The 19257-nt window shown below is 72.7% G+C and carries 15 protein-coding genes; 10 read left to right on the top strand and 5 right to left on the bottom strand.

The genetic code is table 11. The annotated features are described in order from the left end of the window. Positions 1 to 25 precede the first annotated feature (25 nt). Genes ACFV9J_RS27515 through ACFV9J_RS27505 form a run of 3 tightly spaced genes read right to left on the bottom strand, consistent with a single transcriptional unit; the run spans position 26 to position 3614 of the window. Positions 26 to 814, bottom strand: coding sequence for a copper homeostasis protein CutC (locus tag ACFV9J_RS27515; RefSeq protein WP_385358248.1), 789 nt, complete (start codon positions 812 to 814; stop codon positions 26 to 28). Beyond that, complete coding sequence (locus ACFV9J_RS27510; RefSeq protein ID WP_385358246.1) at positions 811 to 2352, bottom strand: M81 family metallopeptidase; 1542 nt, start codon at positions 2350 to 2352, stop codon at positions 811 to 813. The genes ACFV9J_RS27515 and ACFV9J_RS27510 overlap by 4 nt, the downstream gene beginning before the upstream one ends. 41 nt (positions 2353 to 2393) lie before the next feature. Next, positions 2394 to 3614 (bottom strand): ROK family protein, encoded by a 1221-nt coding sequence (locus tag ACFV9J_RS27505; RefSeq protein ID WP_385358244.1) that lies wholly within the window; start codon positions 3612 to 3614, stop codon positions 2394 to 2396. A gap of 210 nt (positions 3615 to 3824) precedes the next feature. Here ACFV9J_RS27505 and ACFV9J_RS27500 point away from each other — a divergent pair, with 210 nt between their 5' ends. The 5 genes from ACFV9J_RS27500 (at position 3825) to ACFV9J_RS27480 (ending at position 10305) form a co-directional block, all read left to right on the top strand. Next, positions 3825 to 5633 (top strand): peptide ABC transporter substrate-binding protein, encoded by a 1809-nt coding sequence (locus ACFV9J_RS27500; protein ID WP_385358241.1) that lies wholly within the window; start codon positions 3825 to 3827, stop codon positions 5631 to 5633. A gap of 61 nt (positions 5634 to 5694) precedes the next feature. Next, on the top strand, positions 5695 to 6654 hold the full coding sequence (locus ACFV9J_RS27495) for an ABC transporter permease (protein ID WP_385358239.1): 960 nt from the start codon (positions 5695 to 5697) through the stop codon (positions 6652 to 6654). After that, a complete protein-coding gene (locus tag ACFV9J_RS27490; protein ID WP_109029671.1) occupies positions 6651 to 7544 on the top strand; it encodes an ABC transporter permease in 894 nt (297 codons plus the stop codon). The genes ACFV9J_RS27495 and ACFV9J_RS27490 overlap by 4 nt, the downstream gene beginning before the upstream one ends. Further along, entirely contained in the window at positions 7541 to 9382 is a 1842-nt protein-coding gene (locus tag ACFV9J_RS27485; protein ID WP_385358237.1) for a dipeptide ABC transporter ATP-binding protein, read from the top strand. The genes ACFV9J_RS27490 and ACFV9J_RS27485 overlap by 4 nt, the downstream gene beginning before the upstream one ends. Continuing rightward, on the top strand, positions 9379 to 10305 hold the full coding sequence (locus tag ACFV9J_RS27480) for an ROK family protein (protein ID WP_385358235.1): 927 nt from the start codon (positions 9379 to 9381) through the stop codon (positions 10303 to 10305). Before ACFV9J_RS27485 ends, ACFV9J_RS27480 begins: the two co-directional genes overlap by 4 nt. 73 nt (positions 10306 to 10378) lie before the next feature. Here ACFV9J_RS27480 and ACFV9J_RS27475 read toward each other — a convergent pair whose 3' ends face one another. Beyond that, the gene (locus tag ACFV9J_RS27475; protein WP_385358233.1) at positions 10379 to 11911 is read right to left on the bottom strand and encodes a trypsin-like serine protease; all 1533 of its coding nucleotides are present in this window, start codon (positions 11909 to 11911) and stop codon (positions 10379 to 10381) included. Positions 11912 to 12236: 325 nt separating this feature from the next. After that, entirely contained in the window at positions 12237 to 13391 is a 1155-nt protein-coding gene (locus ACFV9J_RS27470; protein WP_385358231.1) for a YihY/virulence factor BrkB family protein, read from the bottom strand. A 100-nt stretch (positions 13392 to 13491) separates the two neighbouring features. On the opposite strand from ACFV9J_RS27470, the gene ACFV9J_RS27465 reads away from it, so the two are divergent. From ACFV9J_RS27465 to ACFV9J_RS27445, 5 genes are all read left to right on the top strand, one after another. Beyond that, entirely contained in the window at positions 13492 to 15165 is a 1674-nt protein-coding gene (locus ACFV9J_RS27465) for an acyl-CoA dehydrogenase family protein (protein ID WP_385358229.1), read from the top strand. A 242-nt stretch (positions 15166 to 15407) separates the two neighbouring features. Continuing rightward, complete coding sequence (locus ACFV9J_RS27460; protein WP_385358226.1) at positions 15408 to 16697, top strand: GAF domain-containing protein; 1290 nt, start codon at positions 15408 to 15410, stop codon at positions 16695 to 16697. Positions 16698 to 16917: 220 nt separating this feature from the next. After that, complete coding sequence (locus tag ACFV9J_RS27455; RefSeq protein WP_385358457.1) at positions 16918 to 18231, top strand: hypothetical protein; 1314 nt, start codon at positions 16918 to 16920, stop codon at positions 18229 to 18231. 77 nt (positions 18232 to 18308) lie between these two features. After that, positions 18309 to 18881, top strand: coding sequence for a GNAT family N-acetyltransferase (locus ACFV9J_RS27450; RefSeq protein ID WP_385358222.1), 573 nt, complete (start codon positions 18309 to 18311; stop codon positions 18879 to 18881). Between the two features lie 149 nt (positions 18882 to 19030). After that, positions 19031 to 19114: a putative leader peptide gene (locus ACFV9J_RS27445; RefSeq protein ID WP_309475039.1), complete on the top strand. Its 84-nt coding sequence runs from the start codon at positions 19031 to 19033 to the stop codon at positions 19112 to 19114. Positions 19115 to 19257: the final 143 nt, after the last annotated feature.

Below are 19257 nucleotides of genomic sequence, written 5' to 3'. Positions count from 1 at the left end.
GTGTCCCGGTTCGGCCCGCGGGACGTCACCGAGGGGTGCCCCGGACCTCCTCGCTCCGTGCGACGGCCGCGTCGAGCGCTCTCCTGGCCGCCGCGACGACCGTGCCGTCGGTGACGAAGTGGGTGTCGTCGGCGGCGGAGGTGCCGCCCGCGCCGAGGGGGACCCAGCCTGCCGCGCGCCGGGGCGCCGCCCGCGACTTGGCGGACAGGTGCACCGAGCCGGCGCCCGCCGCGAGCAGGCCGGGGATGTCACCGGGCCGCACTCCGCCCCCGGCGGCCACGTCGAGCCCGGGGTTCGCCGCGGCCATCGCGGCCAGGACGGCGCTCCCCTCGATCGCGGTGGGCGCGCCGCCGGAGGTCAGGACGCGGGTGATGCCGAGCCCCGGCAGCGCCGCGACGGCGGCCACCGGGTCGCTCGCCTGGTCCACGGCCCGGTGGAGCGTGACCTGTGCGGCGGGGTCGGTGTCCCGCGCGGCGCCGGCGAGCGCGGCGAGGGCGTCCGTGTCGAGGGCGCCGTCCGGGGTCAGTGCTCCGACGACGACGCCGCGGGCCCCGGCGCGCAGGGCGGTGCGCACCTCGGCGGTCATCAGGGCGACCTCCTCGGCGTCGTACACGAAGTCGCCGGGGCGGCAGCGGACGAGGACGTGGACGGGCGGCCCGGACTCGACGGCCGCCTCGACCGTCGCGGTCGAGGGGGTCAGGCCGCCCAGTTCGAGTCCGGTGCACAGTTCGACGCGGTCCGCCCCGTTCTCGCGGGCGGTACGGGCGCCGGCCGGGGAGACGACGGCGATCTCGAGGCTGGGGTGGGGGCTCATTCGTCGGCCCCGGTCAGCGGCTGGTCGGCGGCCGGGATCAGGCGGGCGGACAGGTCCGGGTCGGCCATGGCGGGGTCGAAGGGGAACATGGGCCGGCGGATGCGGCGGTGGCCGAGGCGTACGAGGTCCTGGTCGACGCCGCCCGGGGTGAGCGCCATCTTCCAGTCGGCGGCCATCGCGAACAGCTCGGGTTCCAGGTAGCCGATCTTCACGACGACGATGTCGGCGCCGCGCGGGTCGAGGTCCAGGTCGGTGAAGTCGTGCTCGTGGTGGTAGGGCTTGCGCAGCTCGGTGAGGATCACGTAGGCGCTGCCGACGCGGACGACCACCTCGGTGCGGGCGTCGCGGTCGCCGAGCCGGACGGCGTGCACGACTCCGGTGAGGGTGACGGGTCCGGCGTGCCGGTCGTCGACCTCGGCGCCCGCCGTCACCGTCACCGTGGCGCCGACGCCCGCCGCGGCGGCCTGCCGGACGGCCTCGGGGCCGGGCACCGAGGCGTACAGGACGGTCGGCCCGTCCTCCTTCTGGAACTCGGGGCGGGCGAGCAGGCGTGCCAGGCCCCAGGTCACGTCGCCGGCGCCGCCCGCGGTCGGGTTGTCGCCGGTGTCGCTGACGTAGTACGGGCGCCGCTCGCCGGCCAGGGCCTCGTCCAGGATGTCGTCGAAGGTGCCGGTGGGGGCGACGAAGTCGAAGTCGTGGCGGGCCTCCCAGAAGCCGCGGGCCAGCCGCTCGGCGCCCGCGGACACTGCCTGCTCGTCGTGCCCGGTGACGACGACCGCGGCCCGGTTGCGGGGTTCGTCGGCCCAGGCGTAGCCGACCCAGATCGCCGCGTCGATCACGCCTTCCGCCGCCTCCACCCCGGGAACGGCCCCGTAGACGCTCTTCGCGGGCTCGATCCGGGTGGAGGTCTGCTCACCGGCGAGCAGGACGGGCACCGGCACCCAGGCCTTCAGCGGGCGGGGGGCGCCCGAGGCGAGGTGGGTGAGCAGGTTGCGGACGGCGCGTTCCTTGGTCTCCATGTGGTCCTCGTGCGGGGCCATCCGGTAGCAGGTGATCAGGTCGCTGCGGTGGACGAGGGCGCGGGAGACGTTGCCGTGCAGGTCCATGGAGGTGGAGACGGTCACGTCGTCGCCGACGACCGCGCGCACCTTCTCAAGGAGCAGGGCCTCGGCGTCGTCGACGCCCTCGACGGTCATGGCTCCGTGGATGTCGAACCAGAGGCCGTCCAGCGGGGGCAGGGCGGCGAGCCGGGTGAGGAGTTCCCCGGTGAGTTCCTCCCAGGCCGCGGCGGTGACGGTGCCGCCGGGCAGCGACTTGCCGACCAGCGCGCCGTGCCAGTCGGCCGCCTCGCGCAGTTCCTCGCCGACGGCGAGGAAGGGGTAGCGGTCCAGTACGTCCTGGCCGCGGGAGGGGTGGAAGGCGGGCGCCTGGGTGCGGGCGGGCGAGAAGGTGGACGACTCGATGCCGAGGCCGGCGATGGCGACGACGGGGCGGCGGGAGGGGGCGGGGGTCGAGGTGGGGGTGCTGGGGTGGGACATGGCTCCTCGTTCGTGCGGGTGGTGGTGCGGGTGGGGTTGGCTCAGGGTGAGGGGGTCTGGAACCGGTCCGGGTCCAGCTGCGCGCCGCCGACCTGGCGCAGGGCCTGCCCCAGCGCCCGCTGGAGGGCGAACAGCCCGGCGCCGACCAGACCCGCGTCGCGGCCGAGGACGGCACGTTCGATGGCGAGGTGCTCGGTGACCAGCGGGTGGCAGCTCTCGTAGAGCTGGCTGCGGACGGCGGCGACGAACGGTTCGACGGTGGAGAGGATGCCGCCCAGGTAGACGGCGTCCGGGTTGAAGAAGTTGACGTTCGCGGCGAGCACCTGGCCGAGGTAGTCCCCGGCCCTGCGCACCGCCCGGTTGGCCTCCGGGTGCGCGTCGGTGGCCAGCCGCACCACGTCCTTGGCGCTGGTGACGTCCACCCCCTCGTCCCGCAGCACCCGCACCAGGGCGGCGCCCGAGGCGACCGTCTCCAGGCAGTCGGTGTTGCCGCAGGAGCACGGCACGTGGTCGCCGCGGGCGATGCGGATGTGGGTGATCTCCCCGGCCGCGCCCGTGCCGCCCCGGTAGAGCCGGCCGTCGACTAGGGCGGCGGCGCCGATCGCGGTGCCGGTCTTCACCATGATCACCTGCTGGTGGCGTCCCTTGCGGGCGATGTGCTCGCCGACGGCCATGCAGTTGGCGTCGTTGTCGGCGACGGCGGGTACCGCGAAGCGCTCCCGGAGCCAGGACTCGACGGGGAAGCGGTTCCAGCCCGGCATCCGGGAGGGCTGTACGACGCTGCCCGTCGCGGTGTCCACCGGACCGGGCAGGGAGAGACCGACACCGCGCAGCCGTCCCCGGCCGTGGTGCTCGACCAGCTCTTCCAGGGTGGCGGCGAGCCGGGAGAGGGCCGCCTGCGGGCCCTCGGCGATCACCAGCGGCACGGTGGAGACGTCGCGCAGCTCGCCGCCGGGCAGGACCACGCCGACCCGGGCGTGGCTGCCGCCCAGGTCGGCGGCGACGGCGAACTCGTCCTGGCCGCCGAGTCTGAGCACCTTGCGCGGACGTCCGCCGGTGGAGGACTGGGTCCCCTCCTCGGCGACGAGGCCGTGCTCGACCAGCTGGGCCACGGCCACCGAGACACTGGAGGCCGCGGCGCCGAGCAGCTCGGCGAGCTGGGCCCGGGAGGTCGCCCGGCCCGAGGCGATGAGTTCGAGGGCTCGCGCCGCCAGTGCCGAGGTGCCCGCCGCCCGCCGGCCGGGCGTACTTATTTCATTCATGTACGTGCTTACTTCCCCATCGTCGGTCCGATGCAGACAGTACGCCTGAAACGCCGTCCCGTGAATGGCGATCAGTGCAGTAATTCCCGGATACGACAGGGCCCGGACTTTTTTCAGAAACGGAGATACTTAGTTGTTACGCAACTTTGTTTGTGCAGGGCACCGAGTCAGGCGTTAGCTACCTCCAGGCCACTCACCTGGAGGAGATACATGTCCCCTGCTCGCACAGCGCCACGCCGGCGCCGGGCGCTCGTCGTCGGCGCATGCGCGGCCGTGGGCGTGCTGCTCAGCGGCTGCACGGGCGGCGTGTCCGCCCCCTCCGGCTCGAAGAACGAGATCAACTACGCCCTCCCGGCGAACTTCACCCCGAACTGGATCGTGCCGATCGGGACACCGGGGCACCTCAACACGAACAACGCCTCCATATCCCAGGTGCTGTGGGAGCCGCTGATCGCCTACGACGGCTCCACCGGCGAGATCGGCTGGAACAAGGACAACTCGCTGGCGACGGACGCGAAGTTCGCCGCGGACGACAAGAGCGTCACCATCACCCTCGGCGACCGTCACTGGAGCGACGGTGAGCCGATCACCTCACGGGACGTCGAGTTCTGGTTCAACCTGGTCAGGGAGAACAAGAAGTCGTGGGCCAGCTACAGCCCGGGCAAGGCCCCGGACGTCTGGTCGTCCTTCAGGACCATCGACGACCGGCACTTCACGCTCGACTTCGACCGCGCCTACAACCAGCAGTGGATGCTCGCCAACGAGCTGAGCATGATCCGCGTGATGCCGCAGCACGTGTGGGACAAGACCAGCGACTCCGGGCCCGTCTCCGACCTCGACCGCACCCCGGCCGGCGCCGAGAAGGTGTGGACGTACCTGATCGACGCGGGCAAGAAGATCTCCCACTACGCGAGCGACCCGCTGTGGAAGACGGTCAGCGGGCCGTACCGGATCAAGTCCTTCTCCACCTCCGGCCGGGTCGAGCTGGTCGAGAACGAGAAGTACGACGGCGGGGGCGCGGCCCACGTCGAGCAGATCAACCTGCTGTCCTTCACCACCGTGGCCGCCGAGGAGAACGCCCTGCGGGCGGGCACGGTCGACTACGGCTACATCAGGGCCTCCGACCTCGGGATCAAGAAGTCCTTCACGGACCTCGGCTACCACGTCGAGCGGTGGTCCGGCTGGGCCGTCACCTACATGCCGTACAACTTCAACAACCCCGAGATGGGCGCGGTCTTCCGGCAGCTGTACGCACGGCAGGCCATCCAGATGTCCGTCGACCAGAAGACGCTGTCCAAGGTGCTCTACAACGGCACCGCCGTACCCACCTACGGTCCCGTCCCGCAGGGGCAGGCGTCCCCCTTCCTCTCGGACGAGCAGAAGGCGCAGCCGTACCCGTTCTCCAACTCCAAGGCGCGCAAGCTGCTGACGGACCACGGCTGGACCATGAAGGACGGCACGATGGTGTGCACCTCACCGGGCGCGGGCGAGGGGCAGTGCGGCGAGGGCGTCGAGAAGGGCACCGAGTTCAAGATGCGGGTGCTCGCCCAGTCCGGCTCCACGGAGACGGACAACATGATGAGCGCCCTGCAGTCCTCCTTCGAGGAGACCGGCATCGACTTCGACATCAAGACCGCACCGGTCAACTCGGTCCTCTCGCAGACCGGACAGTGCAAGGAGGACGACCCCGCCTGCAAGTGGCAGCTCTCCTTCTTCGGCAGCGCGGGCAGCTGGTACTTCCCCGCCTACCCCAGCGGTGACGCGCTCTTCGCGAGCGGCGGCGGCTCCAACTTCGGCAGCTACTCCAACCCCGAGGTGGACCGGCTGATCGACCGCACCACCACCTCCTCGTCCTCCGACGCCATGCTCGACTACAGCAAGGCGCTCGCCGAGGACCTGCCCGTGATCTGGCTTCCCGAGCCCGACTACCAGGTCTCCGTGATCAGGGACGGTCTCGGCGGATTCGCCCAGGACTCCCTCGCCAACTTCCATCCCGCCATGTGGGCGTGGACCGAGTGAGCCCGCACCCCGCCCCGCTCACCCGCAGCCGTCCCGTCCCCACCCAGTCACCCGGAAACCCATGAGCACATACTCCTTCCTGATCAGGCGGGTCCTGCAGGCCCTGGCGGTGGTCCTCCTCGTGACCGTCGTGGTGTTCTGCCTGCTGCACGCCCTGCCCGGGGGGCCCGCCCGCGGCATCCTCGGCCCCCAGGCCACCGCCCAGCAGATCGCCGCCTTCAACCACGAGCAGGGGCTCGACAAGCCGCTGCCGGTTCAGTACGTGTACTACCTGAACCAGCTGATCCACGGCGATCTCGGCATGTCCTACACCCTCAACGAACCCGTCACCCAGCTGATCACCGAGAGGCTGCCGAAGACCCTGCTGCTGACCGTGCTCTCGGCGGTCGTCGGCCTGCTGGTCGCGGTGCCGCTCGGCGTGTGGCAGGCCGTCCGCCGCAACAAGCCGGTCGACTACGTCATCACCACGCTCAGCTTCATCGCCTACTCCACCCCCGTGTACTTCCTCGGACTGATCCTGGTCCTCGTCTTCAGCCAGGTCCTGCCCTGGTTCCCGGCCCAGGCACCCCAGGGCAACAGCGTCGCCGACGTCCTCTCGCAGCCCCAGGGGCTGGTGCTGCCGGTGGTGGCCGGCGCGGCCACGATGGTCGCCGTCTTCAGCCGCTACATGCGCTCGGCCACGCTGGAGAACCTCACCGAGGACTACGTGCGCACGGCGCGGGCCGGCGGCACCCGTCCCCGGGCCGTCCTGACCCGGCACGTCTTCCGCAACTCGCTGACCCCCGTGGTGGCCATGCTCGGCTACTACATACCGGTCCTCTTCGGCGGCGCGCTGGTGGTGGAGCAGCTCTTCAACTACCCGGGCATGGGCCTGCTGTTCTGGACCGCCGCCCAGTCCTCCGACTATCCCGTGCTGCTGGGCTGCGTCCTGGTCATCTCGGTCGCCACCGTGACCGGCACCCTGCTGGCCGACGTCCTGCAACGCGTCATCGACCCCCGAGTGAAGGCAGGTCGGTCATGAGCTCCCTCACCTCCCTGGACGGGCTCGCCGCCAAGCCCGAGCGCGCCGCCTCCGGCACCCGGCTCGCGGTCCGCCGCTTCCTGCGCAACCGCCTCGCCGTGGTGGGGCTCGGGGTCGTGGTCTTCTTCGTGCTGTTCTGCTTCGTGGGTCCGCTGCTCTACACCACCGACCAGACGCACACCCTGCTCCAGCAGGTCAACCAGTCCCCCAGCGGCGCCCACTGGCTCGGCACCGACGCGGTCGGCCACGACGAACTGGGCCGGCTGATGTACGGCGGCAAGGTGTCCCTGATCGTCGGTCTGTCGGCCGGTGTCCTGGCCACGGTCATCGGCACCCTGTGGGGGGCCGCGGCCGGTTACGCGGGCGGCTGGATCGACGCGGTCATGATGCGTGTGGTGGACGCGGGCATCGCCATCCCCGCCCTGTTCATCCTGCTGGTGGTCTCCGCGATCACCACCCCGGACCTGACCGGCCTGGTCCTCATCCTCGGTCTCATCTCCTGGCTGGTGCCCTCGCGCCTGGTGCGGGCGGAGACGCTGACGCTGAAGAACCGGGACTTCGTCCTCACCCTGCGCGCGATCGGCGGCACCCACGCGCGCGCCATCATCCGGCACATCCTGCCGAACTCGGTGTCGACCGTCATCGTGGCCGCCACCTTCCAGATCGCCGACGCGATCCTGCTGGTGGCCTACGTCTCCTACCTCGGTCTGGGCGTCCAGCCCCCGTCCACGGACTGGGGCGGCATGCTCTCGTCCGGCATGACCGCGGCCTACTCGGGCTACTGGTGGCTGATCGTGCCACCCGGCCTCGCCATCATCCTGGTGGTGTGGGCGTTCAACGCGATCGGAGACGGACTCCGGGACGCATTCGACGTGAGGGGGCGGGCATGAGCGCCGTTCGACCACCGGCCGCTCCCGCCACCGGCGGGCACATCCTCGACCTCGACGACCTGGGCGTCGTCTTCACCACGGAGACCGGCACGGTGCAGGCCGTGCGCGGCGTGTCCCTGAGCGTCGCGCCCGGTGAGACGCTCGCCCTGGTCGGCGAGTCGGGCTCGGGCAAGTCCACCGTCGCGCTGGCCGCCATGGGCCTGCTCGCCGGCAACGCCCGGGCCACCGGAACGGCCGTCGTCGACGGCACCGACATCGTCGGCGCCGACGAGGAGCAGCTGTCGGGGCTGCGCGGCTCGACCGTCTCCATGGTGTTCCAGGAACCGGCCACCGCGCTCGACCCGCTCACCCGGGTCGGCAAGCAGATCGCCGAGGTGATCCGCAACCACCGGCGGATCTCCGCGGCGGACGCCGCCGCGCGCGCCGTCGAACTGCTGCGCCGCGTCGGCATCCCCGAGCCCGAGCAGCGGGCCCGCTCCTACCCGTTCCAGCTCTCCGGCGGCCAGCGCCAGCGCGTCGTCATCGCCATGGCCATCGCCAACGAACCGGCGCTGCTGATCGCCGACGAGCCCACCACCGCGCTCGACGTGACCGTGCAGGCCGAGATCCTCGACCTGCTGCGGCGGCTCGCCGCGGAGACCGGCACGGGTGTCCTGCTCGTCACCCACAACATGGGCGTCGTCGCGGACTTCGCGGACCGGGTCGCGGTGATGTACCAGGGCGCCATCGTGGAGACCGGGCCCGTCGAGGACGTACTGCTGCGTCCGACGCACGACTACACCAAGCGACTGCTGTCCGCCGTACCACGCCTGTCCGTCGCCGAGTCCGGTGAGCCCGGTGCGTCCGGTGCGTCGGGGGCGTCGGGTCCGTCCGGCGAGCCCAGCCCGTCCGGCGAGCCCGGTGCGTCCGGTACGTCTGGTACGTCCGGTACGTCGGGTGCGTCCGGCGAGCGGCGGGCGGACGAGGCGGGCGCCGCGTCGAGCGCCGGGCCCGGCGGAGAGGCCGCGGTGGAACTCAAGGATGTCTCGGTGGTCTTCGGCCGCGGGAAGCAGGCGGTGCACGCCCTCAAGGGCGTCTCCTTCGCCGTCCACCCCGGGGAGACCCTCGGCCTGGTGGGAGAGTCGGGCTCCGGCAAGTCCACCGCCTCCCGGGTGGCGCTCGGCCTGATCACGCCCACGGCCGGGTCCGTCACCCTCTTCGGCGCCGACCTGGCCGCCACCCGCGCGCGGGCCCGGCGTGCGCTGCGGGCCGGCATCGGCGTCGTCCTCCAGGACCCGGTCGCCTCGCTCGACGCCCGCATGACGGTCGGCGAGTGTGTCGCGGAACCGCTGCGGATCCACCGCCGGAAGCTGTCCGGCAGGGAGCGGGAATCCCTGGTCGCCGACGTGCTGGACCGGGTCCGGCTGCCGCGGGAGGTGGCCCGGCGCGCGCCGCGCGAGCTGTCCGGCGGCCAGCGCCAGCGCGTGAGCCTCGCCCGCGCCCTGGTCCTCGAACCGCGCCTGCTGGTGGCGGACGAACCCACCAGCGCCCTGGACGTGAGCGTGCAGCAGGCGGTCCTCGAAGTGATCGGCGAGTTGCAGGAGGAGCTGGGCTTCGCCTGCCTCTTCGTCTCCCACGACCTGGCCGTCGTGCAGCAGTTCGCCCGCCGGGTGGTCGTGATGCGGGCGGGGCGGGCCGAGGAGCAGGGCCTGACGTCGGCCACCCTGCTGCACCCGGAGACCGACTACACCCGCCGTCTGCTGGCGGCGGTGCCCGTGCCCGACCCCGTCGTGCAGCGCGGCCGCCGGGCCGAGCGGCTGGCGACCCTCGCCGCCGGGCGGACGGAGGAGCAGGGGTGAGCGGTCCCGACACCCCGGTCTTCGCCGGGGTCGACATCGGCGGCACCACCACCCAGGTGGTGCTCTGCGACGAGGAACTGAAGGTGCTCGACCGCGCGGACACGGCCACTCCGGCCCGTTCCGGCGGCCGGGCGATGATCGCCGCGACACTCGACGCGCTCGCCGTCGTGCGGGCGCGCACCCCCGGCCGGCTGGCCGCCGTGGGGGTGGGCGCGGCCGGAGTGGTCGACGCGGCCTCCGGTCACATCCTGGTGGCCAGCGACTCGTTCACCGACTGGGCCGGTTTCCCGGTGACCGCCGCCCTGCGCACCGCACTGGGCGTACCCGCCTTCCTCGACAACGACGTCAACGCGTTCCTGCGCGGCGAGATCGCGTGCGGTGCGGCGGCGGACGAGGAGGACGTCCTCGGCATGACCCTGGGCACCGGCGTCGGCGGGGCGTTGTGGACGGGGGGCGAGCTGCGCACCGGGGCGCACGGTGCGGCCGGCGAGATCGGCCACATCCCCGGCTTCGGCGACCTGCCGTGCACCTGCGGCGGCCGCGGCCACCTGGAGACGCTGGCCTCGGCCCGTTCGCTGCGGGCCCGCTACGGCGAGCGCACCGGGCGGGAGCTGACGGCCCGCGAGATGGCCGGGGCGGCCCGGGACGGGGACGCCGACGCCCACGGCGTGTTCGCGGCGGCGGGCGCCGGTATCGCTCGCGCGATCGTGATGACCGCCGGCCTCGTCGACATCGGCACGGTCGTGATCGGAGGAGGCGTCAGCGGCGCCTGGACGCTGCTGGAACCGCTGATCCGGGAGCCGCTCGCCGCCGAACCGCCGATCAGCGGCCACCCCGTCAAGCTGCTGCGGGCGGCCCTGGGAACCGACGCCGTGCCGCTGGGCGCGGCGGCCCGGGCACGCCACGAGCTGACCGCCCGCTGAGCCCCGGGCCGCTGGGCCCGGACGGGGGCCGTAGCTCCGGAGGACCGGAGCTACGGCGGGCCGGGCGGAAGGCCTACTGCGCGGGGCGCATGGCCACGCCCTTGTTCAGCGTGCCGGTGCCGGTCCCGGTGTACAGGAGCAGCGTGCCCTGACCGCCGACGGCGGCGACGTCGCCCTTGCCGTCGCCGTTGAAGTCGCCGCCGACGATGCGCTTCATGGGGGACCAGGTGTTGTCCGGCCACAGCTTGCGGGCGAGGTCGAGGCCGCCCGAGGAATTGCCCGCGTACCAGTTCAGGCTGCCGTCGTCCCGCACCGCGAGCAGGTCGTCGCGGCCGTCGGCGTTGATGTCGGCGGTGCCGGTGAGGCGGGTCTTGCTCCAGGTGGCGTCCGGCCACATCTTGACCTTCTCGCCGGTCAGCACGCCGTCGGCGCCGGTGTAGTAGCCGTAGAGGTTGCCGTTGCCCCACTGGGCGATCAGACCGTCACGGCCGTCGAAGGTGAACCGGGAGACCTGCTCGATCGTCTTCCAGGACGTGTCGTGCCACATCGGCTTGCTCTTGTTGAGGATGCCGGTGGGGGTGCCCGTGTACAGGTTGAGGGTGCCGTCGCTTCGCACCGCGGCGATGTCGCCGTTGCCGTCGTCGTCGAAGTCGCCGCCGATGATCTGCACCATCGGGCCCCAGGTCTTGTCGTTCCACAGTTCGCGCCCGTACTCCAGCGTCCCGTCGGGCTTGCTGTAGAAGGCGTGCAGGGATCCGTCGGCCAGGACGGCGGCGATGTCGGCGCGGCCGTCGGCGTTGAAGTCCGCGGAGGCCACCAGGTCGCTCAGATCGCCGGTGCCGAGATCGCGGTTGACGGTCTGCCGCACGAAGTCGACGTCGCTCGCCGCGGCGACGGCGGCCGTACTGGTCGCATCCGATCCGAAGCAGCCGCCCTGCATCGAGCGGCTGTTGACGCCCACCAGCTCCAGGGCGCCGTCCTTGTTCTGGAGCAGCGGGCCGCCGGTGTCACCGGCACACACGGCGTCGCCGTCCTGACCGGTGACGTTGACCGCGTCGGCGGTGACCGAGGTGACCGTGAAGGCGCCCTGGTGACGCTGGACGGGCACCCATTCGTCCTTCGTGCGTCCGAAGCCGACGGCCGTGAGTGGTGCGCCGGCGTCCGGTGCGCCGGCCGCGAGGGGCACCGGGGCGATGTCGGGGACGGCCTTGTCCAGCCGGGCGAGAACCATGTCCCGGTCCGGGTGCGGGACGAGTTCGACCACCTCGCGCACATAGCCGTTGGCGACGCCGGAGTCGGCCCGGCCCACGGTGGCCCGGGTGAGCCGCTCGGGCTTTCCGGCCGGGACGGCGACCGACTGGGCGGGGTCGTCCGCGAAGCAGCTCGCCGCGGTGAGCACCCACTGCGCGTCCACCAGGGCGCCCGAGCACGCGCGGTAGTCGGTGCCTATGGTCAGACGGACGGCGAAGTCCAGCTTCGCTTCGGTGGCCGGGGCGCCTGCGGTGGCATGAGCCGGGACGGAGCTGGACGCCAGGGCGCCGGCCAGCAGGGCGGCGGACAGGGTGGTGAGCCGGGCCCCCTGCGTGCGGATTCCTCTGTTGAGCAACACATTTCCCTTCTTCGGAATCATTGTGGCCACAAAAGGGCCTTCCGAATTGGCGATGGAAATACCTGACGCGTGACGCATCGTACACAAGCCGCCCCGAACAGCTACACGGCAAAGTCACCGACAGCCCAGGATTTCTTCACGGAAACTTGCGTGGTATGTGAATGAAGTGCGGCACTACCACTGGAAGCGGACACAACGCCCAAGGAGTGGATCACTGCGACATAGAGGTGATCTTGCTCGCCGGATTTCCGGAAGCCGCATTCTTCCGCTATCGAGAAATTGCCCTCGAATGAAGCGGCGTGTGTTTCCCTTTTCCTTGCCCTCAGGAGGCGTCGTCGCCGTTGTCGTGGTTGTGGTTGTGGGTGTGGTTCGCGGGAGGCGCGCTCTTCGGGTGGGTGCGCAGCCGGGCGGTGACGTCCTCGGGCGGCAGGAAGCGGGACCAGCGCTCGGGGAACTCGGAGGGCATGTCGGGGTCGCCCTCGCCGTTCGCGGTCGTACGGGCCACGTAGTCGGCGACCTGGGCCTGGCGCAGCCGCTCGTTGGCCTCGCGGGCGGCGGCGGTCGCGGCGGCCGGCCACACCCGGTCGATGGCCGCGTTGACCGCGGCGCCGACGAGCACCGCGAACGCGGACACCCCGATCCACAGCAGCACGGCGACGGGCGCGGCGAGGGAGCCGTAGATGGTGGGGCCCTCGACGGTGCTGGTGAGGTAGATGCGCAGCAGGAAGCTGCCCAGCACCCACATGGCGAGGGCGACGAGCGCGCCGGGGACGTCCTCGATCCAGGGCGAGCGCACGGGCACCGACACGTGGTAGAGCGTGGTCAGGAAGGCCACGGAGAGGATGATGACGACCGGCCAGTACAGCACCTGTACGACCGTCGTCGACCAGGGCACGACCCGCACCACGGCATCCGGTCCCGCCACCATCAGCGGCAGCGCGATCGACCCGATCAGCAGGGCCACGATGAAGAGGAGGAAGGCCATCAGGCGGGTCCTGACGATGCCCCGGACGCCGTCGAGGCCGTACATCACGGTGATGGTGTCGATGAAGACGTTCACCGCGCGGGACCCGGACCACAGGGCGAAGAGGAAGCCGATGGAGATGACGTCGGGCCGGCCGCCCTTCATCACGTCGTCCAGGATCGGCTCGGTGATCTGCCGGACGCCCTTCTCGGAGAGCACGGCGCGGGAGGCGTCCAGGATGTTGTCGCGCAGGCTCTCGGTGGTGTCGGCGCCGATCCAGGAGTCGACGTAGCCCAGCAGTCCGAGGAGGCTCAGCAGCAGGGGCGGCACCGAGAGCAGGGTGAAGAAGGCGGCCTCGGCGGCCAGGCCGAGGATGCGGTACTCCATGCACGAGTTGACCGTGTCCTTCAGCAGCAGCCAGGCGGTCCTGCGTTTGGAGACGTTCCGGTACAGGACCCGGGCACGGTGGAGCCGGCCCGAGGGCCGTTCGGGAGAGTCACTTGCTGGCTGCACGCCCTAAAGGTATCCGGCGCGGAGGGCGGCGCTCGTCCGCGGACGCCCGGTGATCGCGTACCGCCCCGGCACGGGCCCCCGGCACGGTAGGTTCACGTCCATGGCAGGCAGCACCCACACCGTGACGAATCAGGCGCCGCCGCTGACCGGCTACGACGTCTTCACCTCCGACCGTGCCCTGGCGGAGGCGGTCGGGCGGCAGCTGGCGGCGGGGGCGCGCGAGGAGGCGCTCGCCGAGCTGTCGGGGCTCGGCCGGGCCTGCGGGTCGTCGCAGACCCAGGAGTGGGGCGCGCAGGCCGACGCGCACCCGCCGGTGCTGCGCACCCACGACCGCTACGGCCACCGCGTCGACGAGGTCGACTTCCACCCGGCCTGGCACCGGCTGCTCGGCAAGGGCGTCTCGGCGGGCCTGACCGACGCCTGGTCGCGGCCGGGCGGGCAGGTGCGGCGCGCGGCGGCGTTCCTGATGTGGACCCAGGTGGACGCGGGCAACTGCTGTCCGCTGTCGATGACCCACGCGGCGGTGCCGGCCCTGCGCGCCGACCCGGCACTGGCCGCCGAGTGGGAGCCCCGGCTGACCTCCCGGGTCTACGACCGGGAGCTGCGGCCCGCCCACCTGAAGGCCGGGGTGCTGTTCGGGATGGGCATGACGGAGAAGCAGGGCGGCAGCGACGTACGCGCGAACAGCACGTCGGCGCGGCCGCTGGCCGAGGACGGGACGTACGAGCTGACCGGGCACAAGTGGTTCTGCTCGGCGCCGATGTCGGACGGCTTCCTGGTGCTGGCGCGGGCCCCTGGGGGTACCGCCCGTGCCGAAGGCAACGGGGGAGGGCTGACCTGCTTCCTGGTGCCGCGCGTGCTGGCGGACGGCACCCGCAACGTGTTCCTGGTCCAGCGGCTCAAGGACAAGCTGGGCAACCGGTCCAACGCCTCCGCCGAGGTCGAGTTCGCCGGGACGTGGGCGCGCCGGGTCGGCGCGGAGGGGCGCGGGGTGCCCGCCATCATCGACATGGTGGCGGCGACCCGGCTGGACTGCGTGCTGGGCTCGGCGGGCCTGATGCGCCAGGCGGTGGCGCAGGCGGTGCACCACTGCGGGTACCGCGAGGCGTTCGGCGCGAAGCTGGCCGACCAGCCGCTGATGCGCAACGTCCTCGCGGATCTCGCGGTCGAGTCGGAGGCGGCCACGACGCTCGGGCTGCGGCTCGCGGCGGCCTGCGACGCCGCCGCGGGCGGTGACGAGCGGGAGCGGGCGCTGCTGCGGCTCGCGGTACCGGCGGCCAAGTACTGGGTGACCAAGCGGTGCGCGCCGGTGGTGGTGGAGGCGGCCGAGTGCCTGGGCGGCAACGGGTACGTCGAGGAGTCGGGCCTGCCCCGGCTGGTGCGCGAGTCGCCGCTGAACTCGCTCTGGGAGGGCGCCGGGAACGTGCAGGCGCTGGACGTGCTGCGGGCGCTGGGCCGGGAACCGGCGGCGCTGGACGCGTATCTGACGGAGGTGGGCGCGGCGCGCGGCGCCGATCACCGGCTGGACGCGGCGATCCGCGGGCTGCTGACGGAGCTGGCCGACCTGGCGGGGGCCGAGGGGCGGGCCCGGCTGCTGGCGGAGCGGCTGGCGCTGGTGCTGCAGGGGGCGCTGCTGGTGCGGTACGCGCCGCCGGAGGTCGCCGACGCGTTCTGCGCCTCGCGGCTGGGCGGCGACGGGGGCGCGGCCTTCGGCACGCTGCCGCCGACCCTGGACCTGGCGGCGGTGGTGGAGCGGGCGCGGCCCGTGGTCTGATTCCGGCCGCGTGGCGCGGGGGTGGTGCTGCGCCGACACGGCACCACCCCCGCCACACGGGCCCGTTCAGGCCGCGTACGCCGCTCGGGACGGCGTGGTTCAAGTTTGGACACCCGCGAAGCCGTCCACCAGGGTTGCAGGGGGTTGCAACTTGCGGTCGGCTGTGTGCGGACTGTGCCCGCGGGGCGTGGGCAACCGGTCGGTATGAGACGGATATTCGACTTCCGGAAGGACGAGGTCCCGTGGCGCTCTCGCCCATGGACGTGACACAGTTGGCCGCCGCCGACACGGCGCGGGCGGCCCGGATGCTCAGCGAGGTCCGCTCCGCGAGACTCTCGGGCGGACGGGCTCCGGTGGCGCCGCGTCCGGTGATCGAGCAGTCCTGGGACCGGATGCTGCGCAGCGGCGTCGATCCGGAGCACGACTTCCGGTCCGGCCTGCTGACGCCTCAGGAGGTGCTGCGGCGGCGCGAGTGCTCCCGGCTGCGGCACGTCCTGCCGGTGCTGCGGGAGGCGCTGCTGTCGGTCGCGGACGTGGCCCACCACATCATGGTGGTCGCGGACGAGGACGGCCGGGTGCTGTGGCGCGAGGGCAGCGCGCGGGTGCTGCGCCGGGCCGACGGGCTCGGGTTCGAACTCGGGGCGGACTGGCGCGAGGAAGTGGTCGGCACCAACGGCGTGGGGACGCCGGCGGTGACCCGGCGGCCCGTACAGGTCTTCGCCTCCGAACACTTCGTGCGGTCGCAGGCGACCTGGACCTGCGCCGGGGCGCCGATCACCGACCCGCGCAGCGGGCGGCTGCTCGGCGTGGTCGACGTGAGCGGCCCGCTGGAGACGATGCACCCGGCGACACTCGCCTGGGTCGACTCGGTGGCCAAGCTGGCCGAGTCCCGGCTGCGGGAGCTGCACACGCGCTCGCTGGACCGGTTGCGGGCCGTGGCGGCTCCGGTGCTGGCCCGGCTGGAGGGGCGGGCGCTGGTCACGGACCGGGACGGCTGGACGGCGGCCGTGACGGGGATGCCCTACCTGGACCGGGTGGTGCTGCCCAAGTCGCCGGAGGCGGGGATCCGGTGGCTGCCGGCGTTCGGGGCGTGCACGGTGGAGCCGCTGGCCGAGGGCTGGCTGGTGCGGGCCGCGGCGGGGCCGGTGCCGCAGGACGCGACCCGGATCGTGCTGGACCTCGCGCAGCCGCGCCGCTGGTCGGTACGGGTACTGGGCGGCGCGGAGGACTGGGCGCGGGAACTGAGTCCGCGGCACGCGGAGTTGCTGTACCTGCTGGCGGTGCACCGGGGTGGCCGCAGCGCCGCCGGGCTGGCCGAGGACATGTTCGGCGACCCGGCCCGCACGGTGACGGTACGGGCCGAGATGTCACGGGTGCGGAAGTACCTCGGGGCCCATCTGGAACACCGGCCGTATCGTTTCTGCGAGGACGCGGAGGTGGAGATCCTGCTCCCGGCCGACCTCCGGGACCTGCTCCCCCACTCCACGGCCCCGGCGGTGGCCCGGCGGCGGGTGTCGCCGGGGGTGCCGTGACGGGGCGCCGGGGGTGCCGTGACGGGCGCCGGGGGTGCCGTGACGGCGCCCGGGGCGCCCCGGATGGCCCTAAAGGCGGGTTGATTCCGCATATTTGCATCGTCCGCGTCCGCCGGGCCGTCCGTCTGCCGTAGCATCCTTGATGGACCGTCCCATCCGCTCCTCGGGCAACGCGACCACCGTCGAGCGCAGTTGGTCCGGCGTCGTCCGTGGAGGTTCGATGAAGCAGCGCGGCAGACACCGCCGGCGCAGACGGGGCAGGGCGCTGCGCGCGGCCCTGACCGGCGCCGCACTCGCGCTGACCGGTGCCGCCACACTGATCAGCGCCTCGCAGGCCACGGTCGCCGACGACCCGGGCGCCCTCAAGCCCCTCACCTCCGCCGCCGAGACCGACGCGCTGCGCCTGACCGAGCACCGGGTGCCCGCGGCCTGGCTCGACCGGCTCTCCGCCTCGATGGGCGACCCGGTGGGCGTCGACACCGTCCTCGAGTCCGCCGACCACACCCTGCGCGACGGCGCCGACTGCACGGCCGGGGAGCGCGAGGCGCTGCCGGTCTCCCCCGCCGCCACCCGCGCCTACTGCTGGGACGAGGCCGACACCGACGGCTGGCGCCCCGGCGCGGTCACCACCTCGGGCGACGCCGACGAGGACGGCCGCTGGGGCGCCCACCGCGTCATCCTCTCCGCCTGGTCCCGCGACGACGGCACGCCCCAGGGCGGCCTCGCCCGGGTCTCCTTCGTCGACGCCGACGACCCCGGCCGGCTCGGCTACACCTCGGCGCTGCTCGCCGTCCCGGTCGACGGCGGCCACGACTACCGGGGACTCGCCTCGCCCGTCACCGGCATGGTCTGGTACCAGGACAAACTGCTGGTCACCACGGCCGCCGGGGACCGCGACGCGCTGTACGTGTACGACGTGGAGCGGGTCCAGCGCGCCACCACCGCGGCGGACGCCGTCGGGCGGGTGCCCGGCGGCTGGGCGGCGGGCGGCCACCGGTACGTACTGCCCGCCATCGCCTCCTACCGGCTGCCCGACACCGACGGCGCGGCCCGCCCCGCCGCGATCTCCCTGGACCGCGGCACCACCCCCGACAGCCTGGTGGCCACGGAGCACGTGGCCGCGGACGGCGACCGGCCCACCCGGCTGTGGCGCTACGCGCTGCGCACGGCCACGGATCCCGACCGCACCGGACTGCCCGCCACGGACCCCGCCGGCCACGTGGACGCGGTCGAGGCGTACGAGACCGGGGCGGCCGAGGTCGGGGGCGTGCTGTCGTACCGGCCGCCCGGCGCGACCCGGTCCGACTGGTACCTGGGGCGCGCGGCCGGCGGGCAGGACGGGCGCGGGACGCTGTGGCGCCAGGACACGGAGGGCGCCCGGGCCGCGGAGTGCGGCGCGGACCGCTCGCAGCAGTGCTGGAGCGGACCGGCGGGCTCGATGTCGTACTGGGAGCGGACCGGCGAGGTCTGGTCCCAGTCGGGCCGCATGCTGTTCGCGCTGCCGCTGACGTCGATCGAGGACGCGCTCGACTGACCCGCCGACGCGGGCGCCGCCCGGTCGCACGGAGCGGGGATCGACAGATCCGCGGAGCGGATGATTCCCTGACCGGCATGACCAACATCGCCGTGACCACGTGGTCCCTGGAGCAGACGGCGCCCACCGATCTGCTGCCGGCCGCCGCACCGGAGGGGGACGTCCGGATCGTCCGCGCCGAGGTGCCCTCCCCCGAGTTCAGCCGTTTCCTGTACGCCTCGGTCGGCGGCGACATCCGCTGGACGGACCGGCTCGGCTGGAGCCACGCGCGGTGGCGGGAGCACCTGGAGCGGCCGGGCGTGGAGACCTGGGTCGCCCACGACCGCGGCACGCCCGCCGGATACGTGGAGCTGACGCCCGGCGACGACGGGGTCGTGGAGATCGAGTACTTCGGCCTGATCGAGGCCTTCCGCGGCCGGCGCATCGGCGGCCACCTCCTCTCGTACGGCACCGCCCGCGCCTGGGACCTGGCGGAGCGCTGGCCGGGGCTGGCCACCACCAAGCGGGTCTGGCTGCACACCTGCAGCAAGGACGGCGCGTACGCCATGGACAACTACCAGCGCCGCGGCTTCCGGCTATTCGACACCAAGGTGGAGGAGGAGGCGGACGTGGCCACTCCCGGGCCGTGGCCCGGGGCCTTCCCCGCCTGACCTGCGCCGACACATCTGTTTTCGGCCGTCCGGCCGAACCCTCACCACAGGTGTGATCCACGACACCCTTGTCTCGCTCTCCGAGACAAGGGTGTCCACATTTTGGATTAAGCTGGACCAGTCACAGATCGCCGTGCCACGCTTCCGTCATGCCTGGAACTGGAATTGCCTTGGTGAGTCGGCGGCACGTCGACCTCGGCCGCATGTCCAGCGCCATCTGTCCGGGCCGCTGAGAGCACCCTCCAGCACCTCCGTATTCCCCGCATTCGCCTCGCTCCCGCGCAATGACGCGCACGCGTGTCTCCCGTGTGCCCACGTAGTGCCACGCGCCATGCGCGCAGGTCAGAGCCGCATTTCGCCTGTCACCAAAGGACGT

The organism is Streptomyces sp. NPDC059906, from assembly GCF_042730645.1.
Taxonomy (GTDB): Bacteria; Actinomycetota; Actinomycetes; order Streptomycetales; family Streptomycetaceae; genus Streptomyces; species Streptomyces rubrogriseus.
This window is presented reverse-complemented; position numbering and strand designations above follow the sequence as displayed.